The following is an 18,905-nucleotide window of genomic DNA, read 5'->3' as shown; positions in this document are numbered from 1 at the left end:
TCGACCTGAAAATGGGAATATTCTCTTAAACAAGCAAATTAGGCTCATAATATTTATTATCTGGCAAAAAATAGTATTTATCTCATTTTTTCAAACACAAATCTTTAGAACATAAAACACATTTCTTTCCGTGGCGAGTGTCCCACTCGACAACTCGCAGCAGCACAGCGGACTACTTTTACAATCTTTACTCCAAAGTTTAGTGAGTGAGTTTTTGCTGTCGCAAGTTGGTCACTGAGACACTGACCACGGAGGTAAAACCCTACTTCAAAACCTGTACTTCAACACTTTGTCGTTCTTTTCCACTTTCTATCAACAATAAATATAAGCCGTTTGGAATATCTTTTAAATTGATATAATCCTGATTCGATACTTGCTTGACTATCGAACCACTACTATCCACTAAAGTCAATGTATAAGTTTTGGCTGGTACTTTTACATAAATCTTATCATTGGCGGGGTTGGGGTAAGCCTGTACTGTTCGCTCGAATTTATCAATTCCTAAAATCATCATCACTTCTAAAGGTGCAGCAGTACTGTAAATTGTATAACAGTCATTCTTTACCTCACAACGATATTGATAAGTATTTTGGGAAAGATTGGCAGAACTCAGATTCAATGTGTTAGTTTGTTGTCCTCTGTATAAAGTATCGCTACTCGAAATCATATTCCAAGTAACTCCTTTATCCGTACTTACTTGCCATTGATAAGATGAAGCTCCTGAAACATTGATAAAAAATTGAGCAGAGCTTTTTTCTGTGGTAGATTGTGCGGTGGGTTGAAGTGTAGTTTGTGGTAATTCACATTGTTTGGCTTGAATACTTACGGTATCCGACAATACACTGTTACATTCACCATTGACTAAACAGCGATAAACAATATTGTTATCACGAATTTTAGTTTGATTAACTGTCAATTGATTAGTTCGATGCCCCGAATAAGTGGAATCAAAGTTGGTGATAGCTCGCCAAGTAGCACCTTTATCTTTACTGATTTGCCAAGCAAAACTGCTGGCAGAACTCTCGTTGACAGACAATAAGGTTTCTTTTGTGCCAAACATTTCTGTCTTTTCTGTGCGAAGGGATTTAGGTAAAGGATTTTTACAATCTAACGTAAGTGATGTAAGTCCTGTATAACTCCCCAACCAAATTCTACCATCTTTAGATTCATGGATTGCATTAATAAGCAATGAAGAAAATGGACTATTAAAAGTAGTGAGTGTTTCACCATCATATCTTTGTATTTTATCTCTTACACTCCAATAATTGCCTTTGGAATCTATCATAAAATCGTTATAATAATAGTTACGTATTGATATTTTAAACTCATCAGGAGTTTGTACTTTCTCAAAATTATTCCCAACTAAATGATGGATTTCGCCCTCGTAATTTTTATTGTTATAAGCAATGAGATATAAACCTACATTATTATCATTCACAATTCTTGTGATATTAGAAGGTATATTCGTATAATTACTGGCTTTTAAATTTATGCCGTCGTGTGTAAAGAAGCCTTTGGAACTAAGAATACAAAGCCCCCCATTAGGACTCGCTGCAATGTCTATAATCTCATTTTCTAACACAAATTTCGTCCATTTACTTTTATCATAGTAAAACAAAAGGTATTGATAGCGATTGGTTGACCAAGAATATTGATAGTCCCACGCCCAAATATGCTGATTTTTATCTTTTACAATTTTTTTAACACCATATTCTATATCTAAAGGGTAGTTTATTAATTTTAAACCATTGTCTTGTTTTATTTGAGTAAGTGACGTTTGTTCGCTTACCCATAAATCGTCTCCTTCGCCTTGTGCAATAGTATATCCGTAATTGGCAATATTTATAAGTTCTCCACTTATATTTTTTAAGTATTGAATCTCGGTAAAATAAGGTTGAATCAAGATATTATTTTTTGTATCTGATACAATTTTAGTAATAATACTGCTGGAAAGATTATTTTTGGGCAGGGGTAACTTTTTTAAACTATTGCCATCAAATAAATCCATTCGCCCCCAATAATCTCCTAAAAGTAAATTTCCTTGAAAATCTTCACAAATATTAATAGGGTAAACATTAGGAATAAATACAGAAAGTTTATCTCCATTTAATTGATAAAGTGCATCTGTCCCGACTAACACCTTATTGTCTTTGGTTACGTAAAGTAACCAACCATATTGAAAAGAAATAAATTCACAGGTTTTAGTGGAGATATTGAATTTATAAATTCCTTCACTACTTGAGAAAAAAATATTATCATTTTGGTCTATAACAGCATTATTGTATTGATAGCTTTTAGGAAGCGTACTATTGCTACTATCATATTTTGTCCATTTTTCCCCATCAAAAGACCAAAAAGATACGCCAATACTTACCCAAAAATGCCCATTTGAGTCAACTAAAAGCCTTTGACTTTTATTGTTAAATGAAGTTACCCCTTGATTTACCCAATCATAAGAAGTATATACAGAATCTTTTCCTACTTGAACAAATTTACTTGCTTTGTCATAGCTTATCCATAAACTGCCATCTTTGGCATTAAATAAGAGAGGCCTATTTGTAATAAGAGCCTTTCCTAAGTTTTGATTGTTTATCCAAACACTACCATCAAAAAGATATGTTTTAGCATATTCACCTAAGTATTCATCATAATAGCAAGCCCAAATATTCCCTTGAACATCCTGAGTAATAGAAGTAATAGTACTATCTAAACCATTATTCTGATTATAAGAAGCAAGAAGCTGATAATCTTTATTATAGTGCAAAATACCTCCATCTGTTCCAATCCACAAGGTCGAATCTTGGGCTGCAAAAAAACAATTGGCTTGAGAAAATGAACTATAAGTTTTCCACTGTTGAGCATGAGTAGTAGAAAAACTAAAAGTGTAAAAAAAGAAGATAAGTGTTCGTAGGACTTTATACATGAATGCTTATATTTTAATATGTCTGACAAAAGTACGGTTTATCTTTTCTCAGAATCGTAGAACAATTAATTTTTGCAGATTTTATATTAAGAAGTTTTGAAGTAAAAGCGGGCATAAATTTATCCTTGTCAAATTATAATTGATGTTATGCAAAGTTATTTTTGAGCAACTATTATATGGTTCTTTGATTTCAAGAGTTGCAACTCCTGAAAAGCCGTTTGAATGGCTTTTATATAAATTCTTTCTTTCCGTGGCGAGTGTCCCACTCGACAACTCGCTGTAGCACAGCGGACTTCTTTTACAATCTTTACTCAAAAGCTTTATGGGTAAGTCTTTGCTGTCGCAAGTTGGTCAGTGAGACACTGACCACTGACATAAATTCTGTGTGTTATTGATCAACCTCAAAATGGGAATATTCTAGCAAACAAACAAATTAGGGATCTGATATTTAGTATTTGGTAAAAATATCATTTATCCAATTTTTTCAAACACAAATCTTCAGAACATAAAAGACATTTGAAAGATAATTCTTAAGATATAAAGAGTATCAAACAGGCCTTCGACTCATCTTTTCTAAAATAAACCTTGTAACTATGTTCAGAAAAGAATTTTTCAATCATCGAGAACGATATGTGGTGTACTGGGATATAATTCATGACTAAATTTTCTTGATTAAAAATACTTTTATGAAAAAAACACTCATCATTTTTATCCTACTATTTATCGGTTTTTCCGCCCATACTCACGCACAAGTTTGGCAGTGGTCAGCCCCCATAGAAGGACTCATTAGCGAGGAAACCAATGCCAATCCGCAAGCATTTCTGTGGATTCCTGAGAATTGTAAGGAAGTGAAAGGCGTGGTCGTAGGAATGCACAACATGATAGAAGAAGGCATGTTAGAGAACGAAAACTTCAGGAAAAAACTTACCGAGTTAGGTCTTGCCGAAGTTTGGGTTACGCCCATTTTAGAATTTCCTTTCGATTTTCATAAAGATGCTCCAAAGCATTTTCAAACCATGATGGATGCCCTTGCCAAAGTTTCGGGATATACCGAATTATCGAATGCTCCGATTATTCCCTTGGGACACTCAGCCATGGCGACTTATCCTTGGAATTTTGGTGCGTGGAATCCTGCCAGAACTTTAGCCATAATTTCTGTTCATGGCGACACCCCTCAAACCAACCTAACTGGCTACGGCAGAGCTAATCCAGACTGGGGAAATAGAACGATTGAGGGTGTGCCAAGTCTGTTTATTATGGGCGAATACGAATGGTGGGAAAAACGAATCGAACCAGGTTTTCAATATGTATCCAAACATCCGAAAACGCCTATTACCTTTTTTGCAGACGCTGGACATGGACATTTTGATTATAATGAATCCATGGTCGATTATGTAGGATTATTTATCGAAAAAGCCGTTAAATATCGCCTTCCGAAAAAAAAAGGCGAAGCACTACGTCCTGTATATCCTCAAAACGGTTGGTTGATTGACCGTTGGAGAAAAGACTCCTTGCCTATTTCTCCAGCTAGTCCCTATTCGCAATTTACAGGAAATAAATACACGGCATCTTGGTGTTTTGACAAAGAACATGCCCAAGCCACAGAAGCATTTTATGCAAAAGCTCGAAGTAAAAAAATGCAATACATGGGCTTAATTCAGGAAGAAAAAATACTTATTCCTTCCAAAAATCATGCTCAATATCAACCAACTTTCAAGCCTTTGTCTGATGGTATTAGTTTTCGTTTCAAAGCTTTTTTTAGTGATACGACCAAAACTACAGTTGTCATCAATCACGCCAAAACACCGATTATGATAGACCGTATTTGTGGTCCTGTCAAAAAACTGGATGATAGTACTTTTCAAATCAGTTTTTACCGCATGGGATTTAATAACAAAAAACGGAGCAATACGATTTGGCTATTGGCGCATAACGAAGGTGATGAGAATTATAAATCAGTCGTACAGCAATTTGAGCTAAAATTTCCCCTACAAAATACACAAGGTATATCACAAAATATTTCTTTTGAAGCTATTCCAAACTCGATAAAGAATGTACGTTCTATTTCATTAAGTGCTACGTCAAATGCAGGACTTCCAGTATATTTTTATGTAAAAGAAGGGCCTGCATTGATTAAAAATCAGCAACTTGTTTTCACTACAATTCCACCAAAATCTAAAATGCCTATCAAAGTAACCGTTGTGGCTTGGCAATATGGCATTGCAGGAAAAGTACAATCTGCCGAGCCTATTGAACAAAGTTTTTGGATCGAAAAATAAGACACTCTATGAAACAACTCCTTATTATTCTTTGCTTGTGCGGATGTTTTTGGTCAGCTGTTGCTCAGAAAACACCCAAGAGCTTTATGCCTATTCAACAAAAAATTCAAACTTGGGTAGACAGTGGTCATTATGATGGAGCTTCGATAGTTGTTTTTCAAAATAATCAAATCCTCTACAAACAATACTTCGGAACATATCGCCCCGAAACGGTTGTATATGTTGCCTCTGCTGGCAAATGGTTGGCAGCCGCAACGATTGCGGTTTTGGTCGACGAAGGGAAATTACATTGGGAAGATAAGGTAAACCACTGGCTTCCAGAATTTACCGATGCTAAAGGAGATGCGACTTTAGCACAACTTCTATCTCATACTGCTGGCTATCCTGATTATCAGCCCCAAGGCAACCCTGTCGACATATCGCAGGACTTAAAGAGCTCTGTTGACAACATTCTTCCTCTACCTGCCGATACTTTATCAGGAACAAAATTCAAATATGGAGGTTTGGCGATGCAAGTTGCAGGACGAATAGCAGAATTAGCTTCTGGTAAAAGTTGGGAAGAATTATTTCAAGAAAAAATCGCTCACCCTCTCGAAATGACTCATACCCATTTTACCCCAGTCGATTCAGCTGGAGGACACGCACCCATGTTGGGCGGTGGTGCTCGCTCGACACTTCAAGACTATGCCAATTTTCTATCCATGATTTTCAACAAAGGGGTATTTAAAGGGAAAAGGATTTTATCTAAAAAAACTATTGCTTTTATGCAATCTGACCAAATAAAAAATGTAAAGGTTCAAGTTGGAGAATTTGTCGAGCAAGCAAGAGGGCGAAGAGGAACAGATATTTATGGCTTAGGCGAATGGCGAGAAGAAGTGAATACTCAAGGAGAAGCCACTCTCCTAAGCAGTCCTTCATGGGCAGGCGCGTATCCTTGGATTGATAAAACCAATGGTGTTTATGGCTTTTTCCTAACCCATGTTACAGGTTTCAAAAAAGGGTTTTCACCATTTTTTACTAGTCATGAGCTTGCCTTAGATGTCAGAAAAGCACTTTCTCAAAAATAACACAGAGCTCGTTTGTTGGGGACAAGGACAACAATGGTAAAATGTATTTCTCTTGATAATACATTTCGATGATTCTATCGTACTTTTGAGAAAACTAAACCATAAACCCTTCAAACCGCAATCAAATGAATATTGTCGCTTTCGGTGCTTCTATTAGTAAAACCTCTATCAATAAAGCTTTTGCCCATTTTGTAGCTTCAAGCTTTGAAGAACATGATTTAAACCTACTGGATTTGAATAGTTTTCCTTTGCCTGCTTTCTCTGTTGATATTGAAAAAGAGCCACAATATGTGGCGGTTGTTCAAGATTTTATCTCGACTTTACAAATCGCAGACCTTTTGGTTATCTCGATGGCAGAGCACAATCGAAGCATGACAGCTGCTTTCAAAAGTCTCATTGATTGGTCATCTAGAGTGCAATATGACTTTTTGAAAGGTAAGAAAATTCTACTTTTGTCCACCTCTCCTGGCGGTTTTGGGGGACAAAACAGTCTTGGACTTGCCATTAAAATTTTGCCAATGTTTGGGGCTGAAATTATCAATACATTCCCATTACCTAAGTTTTACGAGAACTTTAGCCCTGACAATGGTATTCTGAATGAAGAATTAAGTAAGGCCTTGAAAGAATTTTTGGCAGATACAAAAACTAAACTTGAATGGTAAAAGGAAAGAAACGGAATTAGAATCTTTACTTCTAATCCCGTTTTTCAGTATCTCCCTTATACTCGTTGATATTTTCTTAAACAGATTACGAATTGGTGTTGCAGCGAATATTAAACCAATTTGTTGCTAGTGAAAGCTTTTCCATAATTCTTCTATTTTGCCCTCGTTGAAGAAAGCTCTAACGAGGGCAAAGTTCTTAATTCAGCACTTTAACTTACCAGCCTGGGTTTTGAACCATTTGCTTATTTCGGTCTATTTCCGATTGTGGAATTGGCCAGAAATAGTGTTTTTTCTCAAATACACGAGTTTCGAATATCGCTCTCTGGTAAAATTCGGTGTCCGTAAAACTTGTGCCTTTACTGACATTCATCCCATACATAGGTCCACCTTGAGTGTTATCGGCGGTTTTCCAACGACGCACGTCAAATAGGCGATGTTCTTCAAAAGCTAGTTCGATACGGCGTTCGTGACGAATTCGCTCACGCATATCTGCTTGTGTTAAGCCCGTTGGCAAAGCTGGAATACCCGCTCGTTCACGCACCAGATTGACATATTTAGCTATATCCGTATTGTTTGGACTGTATTCATTTAATGCCTCAGCGTAGTTCAGGTACATTTCTGCCAATCTAAAATAAATCCAAGATTGGGTAGTATATCTGTTGTTGGGCACATCACTGTTGGGACTTACAAACTTAGTCAACAAATAGCCAGTTTCGGTATGATCATGTGAGCCATTTTTTCCAGAAGCTCCTGTTGCATATAACTGAATTGGCGTTCCTGATGCTCCTGTAAACACCCAAGTATCATGATTATAAAGTATGCTTACATAGAATCTTGGTTCACGATTAAGGTACATATTCCAATCCAACGCTTTGGTATATTTGGTATCTGCTGTTGACAGACCAGTTTCAACATATCCTGAGCCAGCTTCATCAATACGTTTGCCATTTGCCATGTGATAGGCATCTATCATTTGTTGGGTTACCCCCAAACCATTCCAACCTTTCATTTGACGCGGAGCCGCATGTACTGTCCAGTTATTAGTTCCAGAACTAGGCCTCCCCCAAATAACATCAGCATTCCAGCGATCAATAAAAACATCGCGATAAGAGGCAAAGGGATCTAATGCACCCGTTGCATCAAACTTCTTATATAAACCGTTTGGCATTAAGTCTATCACAGCCTTGGCTGCATCAGCTGCCAATTTCCATTTATTCGCATCATAAGTATTGGTAATTAATGGCTTCCCATCAGGATTTTTGAAGTCGACATAATCTTGATTATTACCGTTGAACAAAGGACTAGCAGCATACAAAAGCACACGAGATTTCATGGCGAAGGTTGTTCTTTTATCTACACGACCATAATCAATGACATTTTGTGTAACAGCGGGTAAATCTTTGGCAGCCAAATCAAGCTCGTCTACAATATATTTCACACATTCATCATAGGAATTGCGAGGCTTAGTTGTTTCAGAAATCGAGGCGTCTACTGGAATAATATTGGGTAATAGCACAATAGGGCCATATTGACGAAGCAATAAAAAATAATAATAGGCTCTCAAGGCTCTTGCTTCCGCTTTTGTACGAAGATTGATACCAGGGGTTACACCTTCACATTCAGCACATTTTTCTACAGAATTGATATATACCGATGCCGCACGAATTCCTTTGTAATAATGGGCATATCTATCATAAGGAATTGAAGTAGGTCCCCAGTTACCTGTATTAATCGAGTTGGCGCCAATGGTTGTCCATACAAAATCTCCCTCATCAGACACAGGCGTAAAGTTTGCATAAGGGTCGGAAGGGTCTGGTAAATAGCTATAAACATTGGCAAGATACTTTTCTACTTCCAATCGGGTAGTAAATACCGCATCGATTGTAAGCATATCGTCGGGTTGTTTATCCAAAAAATCATCGCATGAAATACTTAATGCGCTTATGACCAATAGAAGAAATATAGAGATTCTTTTCATAATGATAGTTCGATAAAATTTAGCCAAGTAAGAAGATGTTAATAGTTCATTTTCTGAAGTAATTCATAATCAAAATATTACGACTAGATTACACCACAGACATACTATTAATTTAAACTTTCCTACTACTTATCATGAATGAGTTTTAGTACTAGTTTTGGAACAAATCGTTTTTCCATTTGTGGTCTGTAATAGCCTACAAACTGATATTTACCCCAACATTGATATTTTTTTGAATAGGGTAAACAGCCCCACGTCCATTCCCCAACTCAGGATCCCAATAATCAAATCCACTCCAAGTCAGTAAGTTTAGCCCTGCAACATAAAAGCGTAAAGTATTCACTTTGAGTTTTTGAGTGAGCTTTTTGGGAATAGTGTATCCTATTTCTACTGTCTTTAGGCGTAGATAAGTGGCATCTCTCAACCACCACGATGACGAACGGAAATTGTTTGAGTTTGTGCCAAAGGATAATCTAGGATAAACTACATCTTGACTTGGGTTTTCGGGCGTCCATCGGCTCAAGGCGCTTACATGAACATTGCCCCTCAAACCTCCTTCTGAGAAAGGATAAAGACCCACACCGCCCAGCATAAAGCTCATCGTACCAGCACCTTGAAAAAATGCAGAAATATCAAATCCTTTAAAACCAAGCGTTGTTCCAAAACCGTAAACCAATTGTGGCGTAGGAGGATTTCCGATAGCTACTTCATCATAAGAATCTATCAATCCATCACCATTGATGTCTTTATACTTAATATCTCCTACCCTAACTGGACCAAAAGTTTGTTTAGGAGAGCTATTGATTTCATCTTCGCTTGAAAACAAACCTTCTGCTATCAAACCAAAAGGTTGTTGGTACCTCTTTCCTCTTCTATTTTGATAGGTGTATTTATAGTCTGGTGCATCGTCGTTGAGGAGGGTATTTTTCACATAAGTTACATTTGCTTTCAAGCCAAGGTTGAGTTTACCAATTTTTTTGTTGTATTCCATATTGGCATCGATACCTTTATTTTCAAACTCTCCGATATTTCCCCATGGATTATTTTGAAGTCCCAAGATGGCAGGCAGTGAATTTCTCTGCATAAAAATGCCCGTTCTGATTCTCTTAAAAACATCTGCTTGTAAGTAAAAACCTCTGAGGAATCGTAGTTCGAGACCGATATTAGTTTCAGTTTCTTGCTCCCATGTCAAATCTGCGCCCCATTGGTCTTCTCCTCTACCTCCAAAAGCATTATTGACATCTAGCCCAAAGGTATAACCTCCATTTCCTCCGCCAACGGTAGTAAGATAAGCAAAGCGACGTCCACCAATTTGATCATTACCTTTAAGTCCGTACGACCCTCTCACTTTGAGGTATTGAATTGCATCGTTGTCTTTGAAAAAAGGTTCTTGTGAAACAATCCATCCAGCCGCTACAGCAGGAAAAAAACCAAATCGATGTCCTTTTGCAAAGTTTTCTGAGCCATTATACCCTGCATTAAACTCCAAAAAATATCTTGATTGATAGCTATAAGACAAGCGACCTACCAAACCTTGCAATCTAAACGGCAAAGAGCTAATAGCATCGGTAGCATCGGCATTTTGATAATCTTGTTGATTGTACAAAATCAATCCGCTGACGGTATGTCCGCCAAAGGTTCTGTCATAATTCAAGTTAGCTTGCATGTATATACGTCTATTTCCGCCAGAAGATTTTGCAAAGCCCAAATCAGCATTTCCATTCACCAACTTAGTCAGTAATAAGTTACCATTGGCATCTCTAGTTGGAGCCGTATAGGTATCTACCGCAGAACGAGTGCGCTGAATAAAGTGGTAATTATATCCATCAAATGCAAACTTTCCTGAAACCTTCAAACCTTCTGTAATACTCGAAAGATCTTGATTAAGCGTCAAATCTGATTGGATATTATTTCTCCATTCTGTAGCAAAACCCTTTCCTGTCAAGGACTGGTATGGATTCGTAATACCATTGACACCGCCATACACAAACCCTGCAGGATTGTCGTATGGATAAGTGGGTGCGTAACCTATTGGGGTATTATATAAGGCATCGCTCCAAATGGTTGGCGCTCCTACACCTGGGTAATTCGCAGTAATCAAAATACCGCCTAATCCTAGTTTTAATTCAGTCGTTTTTCCTAATTTAACATCCGTATTGGCTCTGAAGTTGTAGCGCTTCAGACCTGCATTGGTATTGTACCGATTAAGATTATCACCCTTCCAGATTCCCTCCTCATCATAGTATGTTGCCGACACAAAGTATTTAGCATTGGGCGAACCACCCGAAATATTCAAATTGGCACGTTTGGTCGGTGTATTTTTTTTCACCAATAAATCTATCCAGTTTACATTAGGATAAAGATAAGGATCGGCACCAGAAGCATATTTGGCAATAACCTCAGGTGTATAAGGTGTAACAAAATTAGGATTAGAAGCCAACTGAGCTTCGTTATAAAGATTCAAATACGTTGGGCCATCCACCATTTGTGGCAGCATCGTTGGCGAATTTGAGCCTGTCTCATACTTAAAACTAATGGACGGTTTATCGTTTGTTCCCCTACGAGTCGTAACCAAGATAACACCATTGGCACCTCTAATACCATAAACTGCCGTTGCGGAGGCATCTTTCAAAACTGAAAAAGACTCTATTTCTTCTGGTTCGATGTTATTGATAGGTCTTTCGACACCATCTACCAATACCAGTGGCGAAGCGCCAGCTCCAAAAGTACTGATACCACGTACCCAGAATTGGGCGTCATCATAGCCAGGCTCTCCACTTCGTTGAACTGCGATTACCCCTGCTACTTTACCAGCTAAGGCGTTATTCAAGGAGCGTGGAGCGGCAGATTTAATGTCGGCCATTTTTACCGTAGTAATAGCTCCAACTACACTCTCCTTTTTTTGCTCCCCATAACCTACAACGACAACTTCGTCAAGCGCTTGGTTATTGACCTGCATTATGACTTCAATTTTGGAGCGGCTACCCACCGAAACTTCCTGCGTTTTGTAGCCCACAAACGAAAACACCAACACAACATTGTTATTGGGTACTTGTATCGAAAACTTACCGTCTGCATCAGAAGATACCCCCTTTGATGTTCCTTTAATTGAGATATTTACTCCTGGCATTGGTTGGTTTTTCTCATCCAATATTAAGCCTGTTACCGATTTTTCATAGATATAATCAAGCAACATGGGTCTCAACGAAAACATCGACGTGAGCAGCGATTTGTTTGCCTTGCTAAGGATAATGGTTGTACCCGAAACTTCGTAATCGATTCCTAAAGGCGCAAGTAGTTTAAATAGCACATTTTTGACTGATTCGTTTTGTGCTACAATAGTTACATTCCGCTCAGAACCAATCAATTGTGGGCTATAGATAAAACTTACAGAAGCATTCTTCTTGATTTGACGTAAAGCCATATCCAAAGGCTTATTCTCCAAATGAAGAACAATTTTCTGGTTCAAACACTCTTGCCCATGATTCTTGTGTGCTATCGCAAAGGTTGCACAAAAGAGTATTAACATAACTTGATAAAGAGAAAAGCGCATGATTTTCAACAAAATCTTAATTTGTTTCGTAAATTTTTTCATAACTTGTTTTGTCTTTTGTTAAGTTTTAGCAAAAAAATCCCTGCCCAGCCTATTAGCGTAGGTTGGAAGTTGTTAGCGCAACATGTAGGGAAACCTTTGTCGAAGGTGCTGCTACACCTTCGACTTTTTTGTTGAAATGGGTAATTAAAAATGGTATAGAACTATTTGAAGGCTAGTTACATTTTTTGCCATGAATCACGATTTGTCCATCAATTACTTCATATTTAGCATCGATTGCTCTGCAAATCAAATCGAGCTTTTCAAATAAAGGTTGATTTCCTAATTCAGCTGTAATTCGACAATTGACCATCAATGTATTGTCATACACCAACGGAATGTTATACAATTCATAAAGTTTTTCAAAAACTTGCGTAACAGGTATATTTTCAAATACAAGGTATTTACTCGTTGATACGATACTTTTGAGTGGTTCTGGACTTGCAACAATCGACCTTTTCATCTGGTTGTCAGCTCGATTAAAAACCACCTTCTGATTAGGTGTAAGCATTACTTCAGGCTTCTTTTCTAATACCTCATCTTCGTTATTCAAAGGAAAAACTGCTACCTTTCCTGTTTTAACAATTACTTTTACTTCCTCCTCTTTATCATAAGAACTAATCGTAAAACTAGTCCCTAAAACCCTTGTAGCTAGCTCATTGGCATAAACCACAAAAGGTTTATGCGGGTTTTTGGTTACCTCAAAAAATGCCTCTCCGCTCAAATAAACTTCCCTTTGTGTAGCTGAAAAAGACTTCGGATAACTGACACGACTATGCTTTGATAGCGTTACCTGACTGCCATCGGGTAAATCCACAAGCTTCGTCTTTTCTGAATCGTTAATGATTTCTTCTAATATTTCTTTTTTGTCGTCAGTTCGTTTTTTATAAGCGGTTTTCTCAAAACTAAACTCATCAAAACCTGTTTGTTTGGACAGATATAATACCCCAAACACTCCCACTAATAATACCGCTGCTACTTTCCATAATTTGGTAAAATCAAAATAGCGCACTTTGGCTTCATCAATTTGAGGAGAAGAAGACAAAAGTTTTCGGCTATCTGAAAACCTTTTAATTTCTGCATTCAAATCGCTTTCAGAAATTTCTTCATGAGCAGCACGTATCTTTTTAATTATTTCTTTGGCAGTCTCTATATTCTTGGTTTGGTGTGGATTTTCATGTATCCAGTTGTTCCAAAACTGATTATCCGTCTCCGAATTTTGTATGACCCATCGACAAAAGGCATCATCTAACATGAAATCTTTTATCGTAAATTCTGTATAATTCTGCATAGATAAAATTGTATTATTAGCCTTCCTTGTATGATATAGAAGTTATTGAATCATTGATACCCTTTTGTTATTGATTTTTTTACAAAAATTTTGATATTATTTAATTTTATCAGCTAGTTGCTTGGAGTAAATAAAATTAAATAGTATTGTAAATGACTCTTGAGACAATCTTAAAGATAAGAAGGTATTGTTTGATAAAACTCACTAAAATAACAATAACCAAAGCAATGCTTCGGTCACAAAAAGGACATAAAGTATAGGTTATACTGCTTGAGTATAACGTCAAAATGAAGAAAGTGGATTAAAATTCTAGGTACAAAAATTTGATAAATGGAAGTAGTAAAAACTCTGCCATCATTAATAAATTTCGTTTGAGATTTGTGAGCGAACGATGTAAAAAATTAGCAACAGTTTGTCTTTCAATTTCCATAATTGAGGCTATTTCTTCATTGGAAAGACCTTTGTAGTATTTCAGAAAAATTACCTCTTGTTGTCGCTTCGATAGCTGTGAAATCGCCTGACGAATGCTCTGTTCGTTTTCATCCATCAACTCCGCAGCTATCCATTCTGACTCCATAGATTGCCCATCGCTTAAAAAGTAAAGTTCATCATTGAGGTCAGTTGGTGCACCGAGGCGTTTCTCTAACTTCAATTTTCGGAACAAATTATTTCGAAGCGCCTTAATTAAATAGACTGTCACGTAGGGATTTTCGACTAAGCCTTCACGGCGTGCCCACATTTCAAGAAACAAGTCTTGTAAGCAATCTTTAATAAACTCGTGATCTTTGGTGAAGCGAGTGGCATAATTGAAAAGTTCACGATAGCGCAAAGCAAAAATTTGGTCAAAAGCCTCCCCATCTCCCTGCTTAAATCGCAACCATAATTGATTTAGCAGTGCTTCATCGTGAGGTATTTTATCTGTTGTTTTCATAGCAATGAATTTATAGAGAGGTTGTTAAGGCATATTTGGTATTAGGCACAATGTGTTTTTTGAGAAACTAATTGTTTGTTTGAAACAACTGTGCCTAATAAATTTCTTCTAAAGTAGTCAATATTTTAAGATATTATACTCACTACTTTTGCAAGTTGATTAAAAAATTTCCTTTTTGATAGTCAACTTTCTGCACTTGTCCATTTACAATCACATTCGACGGTTTTGTGGGAGCATAAAAACTTGCACGAATGAGCGGCTGACCACTTACTTGAATCTCATATTGGGATTGTTGTTTTTTTGCCACCAAAAATAGCTTAGAAAGCGAACTAAACAAACTGGTACTATCCTTTCTTAAAAAACTACCATACCCAATAAAATAATTTGAAATGGTATTTGGAGCATTTTCAGGATACGAAATAGCCGTTAGGTAAGCATCAGTTGTATAGCCACCAAAAGTTTTGATGCTGTTGAGGTGCATCAAACGACCATCTGCTTTGAGATTCAAATACACGTCGGTGACTTCGCCATTTTGTTTGATTTTGACTCCTATCATATCCTCGCCCGTCATTCGCTCAATGTCTGGAATATTGGTATCATTCACTGAATCTTTCAGAATAATGGCGGTAATAAATTTGGTTTGGCGCACTTGCTCTGGATAACCGATACTATAATACTTTTCTTGCTCTTTTACATTTTCTTCATTCGGGGCAAGGGTTTCATTTAGGGTCATTTTTTCAGGAAAATCATGGTTAAAACCTGTTTCTACTAAGGTTTCTGGAAAAAGAGGTCTAACTAATACAGCTCCTTTTTTGTTGACAATACTTATATCTCCACGGACTTTTTGAGCCTCACCAGCAGGATGCAATAACCATTCAAATTTGCCTGTTTCGTGCGCTTTCACATCGTCAATGACTAAAATTACTTTGCCAATCCAGAGAAAATGGCGAAAATTTCGAGAGTAAATCCACGACGTTGGTCCAGTACCGTTCGACATTACATATTTAATATCACCAGCGTCTAACAATTCTGACATTTCGCCCCGAAGTGGCGCTCCATGATATTGTTGTTCTGTCGGCTGATATTTTCCATTAAAAGTCAAGACGTTATGCGCAGGACTTTGAAAAAAGTAGGCAGGATACTCTTTGGAGGCATACCAACTATGTCCTGCATCTTTGATGATAAATTCGCCTTTATGCAATAGCAAAAAAGAATTGACGTCGGCATGAGAATGATTCCAAGTATGACCAGATTTTACCGCCAATAAGGTCGAATTTTTCTTCCAAGAATCTCTGAGCGTTGCCCAATCCATATCCTCATACAATTGCGAAGTAGGAAGATTGGGTAATGGAGGCACTTTTGAAAAATCTGGATGATATACCAATCCCATCGGTGCATTTTTGGCCAACCCTTCACGATGTTGCCCTGTTTCGATATTGTTCAAATACCATAATGCATTGGGATCTTGATAGCCTAAGGCCCATAGCAATTTGACTGGTCGTTCGCCTACAATATTTTTATGGCTATCGCCAAAAGTCAACGAATACATCATTCCATCACGAGGATAACCCACATTCATAAAAAAAGAAGGAATATTTTTTAACAAAGGAATCTCTGGTTGTTTTACTTTGGGTAAAACATTTTGAAAGGCCAGTCGAAACAAAAGATACTCTGAAACGCCAAAAGAGGCATAATTCACACTTTCGTACATCCCTCCGTTTGCGTCCCAAGTTTTGACTTTGTGCTGTAATTGGTCTCCTGCAAAACCAAACCACTCTTCGGCAGAGGCGCTCAAATCTTTGAGCCATTGATCCGATTCAGGCACATCATCTTTGACAGCAAGTACAGCCACACCAGCCATATACACGCATGATGACCACCAATTATGTCCCATGGAGTTGAGAGTATGAATCCGTTTTTCGGGCAAAAACCATTCGTCTAAAGCAGGACGAATACCCATACGTACCAAGCCCGAAACAATCGTCTTTCTTTCCTCTTTCGATAATTGGTCATAAATTCCTTCGAGTCCCATGGTCACAATCCAACAATTTCCTGCTGTTTTCAAATCTGAAGTCCAAGCAGGTTGGCGCTTCAACATTTCGGGATTCGACCATGTTGATTTTGAACAAAGTTTCAAAAGTTGTTCTTTGATTTTATCTTCATAAGCTTGCTCGCCTGTCATCAAATATGCCAAACTCAGATAATCAATCTTATCCAAATCAGTTTTTTCAAGTTGATGTTTTGCTACAGTAAGCGCCTCCTCCCAATTTTTTCTTACTTCAGCATCGGTTTCAATTCGTTTTTTTAAATGAGTAATACGTTCTGGTGTAAAAAATAAATTTTGATGTTTTTGTGCCAGCGCCTCCACTCCTACCAGCATACTGAAGAAGAAAATAAGTTTTTTATAATGATTCATAAGAAAGTGCTTTAAGAAAATGTTTTACAAGTATATTATTTCTCAACTCTCACCCAATCAAAATCGGCATAGCCTGAATCGTTGATGGTATCTTCACGGGTAGCAAAAAGTCCAAATTTTGCGCCTATCCATCGACCAACCTCCGCCTGAAATGCCTCTCCTATCTCTGTAAAATATTTATTATCAATACTATAACTAAATTTGCAAATTCCTCCTTCTTGTACTTTTACCCGAAAATAAATCGCTTGTTTAGAGTCGATTTGTTTTATTTTAGTTTCAGTTTCGAGCTTATGATTATCAGCATCTTTGCAAGTTGTGTAAGTTAACCAAACCCCATCTTTTGCCGATTTTAGGGCAATATTGGCGTAGCTAAACCCTAAAATGGTCAAGCCTACTTTCTCATTAATTAACCTTTCACAAGGTGTAAATTGCAATTTGGTGGTAACAGTAAAAGCTGGCGCTGGGAATTTCTGAAGCAGTACATTTGGAGTCCACCATAGGTTTTCGTTCGAGGGAATTTTATCAGAAAATAGTCTCAAAACCCCTTTACTTGGATATACGAATGACCATGTAGGTTTGGGATTGGCATTCCACTGCCATTGTAAACCCAAATCAAGCGTATTGAATTCATCAGAATCTTGAGGTGTTTCTATGACCGAAGGGATGACACTTTTAGGCTTTTTATAAGTCAATACAGGCTCACCTTTCCCATCTTGATCGGGGTCAATACCAATCACTGGCCAATCATTTTTGAACGACATAGGTTGAAGATGCACCACACGACCAAACACCCCTTTGTCTTGAAAATGTAAAAACCAATCTTCGCCAGAAGGTGTCGTAACCCAAGCACCTTGATGAGGGCCATTGATTGCCGTTTTTCCTTGATCCATCACAACTTTTCTTTCATAAGGACCATAAATATTTTTGGAACGAAACACCAATTGCCAACCCGTAGCCACTCCACCAGCAGGCGCAAACACATAGAAATATCCTTTGCGTTTGTACAATTTGGGTCCCTCTAAAGTAGGGTCAGTTTCATGTCCATCAATGATAATTTTGCCCGCATCCAACACTTTTGTCCCGTCGGCATTGAGCGATTTCAGTACTAAAAAACTTTTGATACCAGCCCGACTTCCTGCAAAACCATGAATCAAATAAGCCTTTCCATCTTCATCCCAAAAAGGACAAGGGTCAATCAAACCCTTACCTGCTTCGACCAACACAGGTGTTGACCAAGAACCAGCAAGATTTTTGGCACGTATTACAAAAATCCCAAAATCTGGGTCAGGATAATAAATCAAGTATTCTCCTTTGTGAAAGCGAATCGCTGGTGCCCAAACACCTTTGCCATGTTGAGGAGTATTGAAAATTTCTTTAGGATTTTGTACCGTTAAGGCATTTCCAACAATACGCCAATTGACCAAATCGCTCGAACGAAGTATAGGTAAGCCAGGGATATTTTCGAAAGACGAAGCCACTAAATAGTAGTAATTGCCCACCCGAATGGCATCGGGGTCAGAATAATCGGCATGAAGGACTGGATTTTTGTAAGTTCCATCGCCATTGTCGGCAACCCAAACCTTAGAAACAAAAGGTGTTTGCGCCTTTATAGATTCGGCACAAAACATTATGCTCGCCCAAACAAAACAGTTGGAGAGTGTATTTATTAGCTTTTTAGAAATCATACATTTATTACAGCTACGAAAAAAGGTATCCTTGATACCACTCCGTTTTATAGAGGAGAACGAAATGTATCACGAATACCC

The 18,905-nt window shown here is 37.6% G+C and carries 10 protein-coding genes; 3 read left to right on the top strand and 7 right to left on the bottom strand.

What is annotated here, in order from left to right; translation table 11 throughout:
* Positions 1-262: 262 nt before the first annotated feature.
* A complete protein-coding gene (locus QM491_RS19075; RefSeq protein WP_283329132.1) occupies positions 263-2,923 on the bottom strand; it encodes a T9SS type A sorting domain-containing protein in 2,661 nt (886 codons plus the stop codon).
* Between the two features lie 686 nt (positions 2,924-3,609).
* Here QM491_RS19075 and QM491_RS19070 point away from each other — a divergent pair.
* From QM491_RS19070 to QM491_RS19060, 3 genes are all read left to right on the top strand, one after another.
* On the top strand, positions 3,610-5,202 hold the full coding sequence (locus QM491_RS19070; protein ID WP_283329131.1) for a hypothetical protein: 1,593 nt from the start codon (positions 3,610-3,612) through the stop codon (positions 5,200-5,202).
* An 8-nt stretch (positions 5,203-5,210) separates the two neighbouring features.
* The gene (locus QM491_RS19065; RefSeq protein ID WP_283329130.1) at positions 5,211-6,269 is read left to right on the top strand and encodes a serine hydrolase domain-containing protein; all 1,059 of its coding nucleotides are present in this window, start codon (positions 5,211-5,213) and stop codon (positions 6,267-6,269) included.
* A gap of 125 nt (positions 6,270-6,394) precedes the next feature.
* Positions 6,395-6,931, top strand: a complete 537-nt coding sequence (locus QM491_RS19060; RefSeq protein ID WP_283329129.1) for an NADPH-dependent FMN reductase — start codon at positions 6,395-6,397, stop codon at positions 6,929-6,931.
* A gap of 214 nt (positions 6,932-7,145) precedes the next feature.
* Here the strand turns inward: QM491_RS19060 and QM491_RS19055 are convergent, their stop codons facing one another.
* From QM491_RS19055 to QM491_RS19030, 6 genes are all read right to left on the bottom strand, one after another.
* Positions 7,146-8,909 carry a RagB/SusD family nutrient uptake outer membrane protein gene (locus QM491_RS19055; RefSeq protein WP_283329128.1) on the bottom strand — a complete coding sequence of 588 codons (1,764 nt, stop codon included), beginning with the start codon at positions 8,907-8,909 and terminating at the stop codon, positions 7,146-7,148.
* Positions 8,910-9,105: 196 nt separating this feature from the next.
* Entirely contained in the window at positions 9,106-12,504 is a 3,399-nt protein-coding gene (locus QM491_RS19050; RefSeq protein ID WP_283329127.1) for a TonB-dependent receptor, read from the bottom strand.
* Between the two features lie 172 nt (positions 12,505-12,676).
* Positions 12,677-13,792, bottom strand: coding sequence for a FecR family protein (locus QM491_RS19045; protein ID WP_283329126.1), 1,116 nt, complete (start codon positions 13,790-13,792; stop codon positions 12,677-12,679).
* Positions 13,793-14,093: 301 nt separating this feature from the next.
* Positions 14,094-14,723 carry an RNA polymerase sigma factor gene (locus QM491_RS19040; protein ID WP_283329125.1) on the bottom strand — a complete coding sequence of 210 codons (630 nt, stop codon included), beginning with the start codon at positions 14,721-14,723 and terminating at the stop codon, positions 14,094-14,096.
* A 142-nt stretch (positions 14,724-14,865) separates the two neighbouring features.
* Complete coding sequence (locus QM491_RS19035) at positions 14,866-17,139, bottom strand: heparinase II/III domain-containing protein (RefSeq protein WP_283329124.1); 2,274 nt, start codon at positions 17,137-17,139, stop codon at positions 14,866-14,868.
* Positions 17,140-17,174: 35 nt separating this feature from the next.
* A complete protein-coding gene (locus QM491_RS19030; RefSeq protein WP_445451916.1) occupies positions 17,175-18,824 on the bottom strand; it encodes a glycoside hydrolase family 43 protein in 1,650 nt (549 codons plus the stop codon).
* Positions 18,825-18,905 lie beyond the last annotated feature (81 nt).

Source organism: Flectobacillus longus (assembly GCF_030056705.1).
In the GTDB taxonomy this organism is placed as follows: domain Bacteria; phylum Bacteroidota; class Bacteroidia; order Cytophagales; family Spirosomataceae; genus Flectobacillus; species Flectobacillus longus.
The sequence above is the reverse complement of the archived record's forward strand: the minus strand, read 5'-3'. Positions and strand labels throughout refer to the sequence as shown.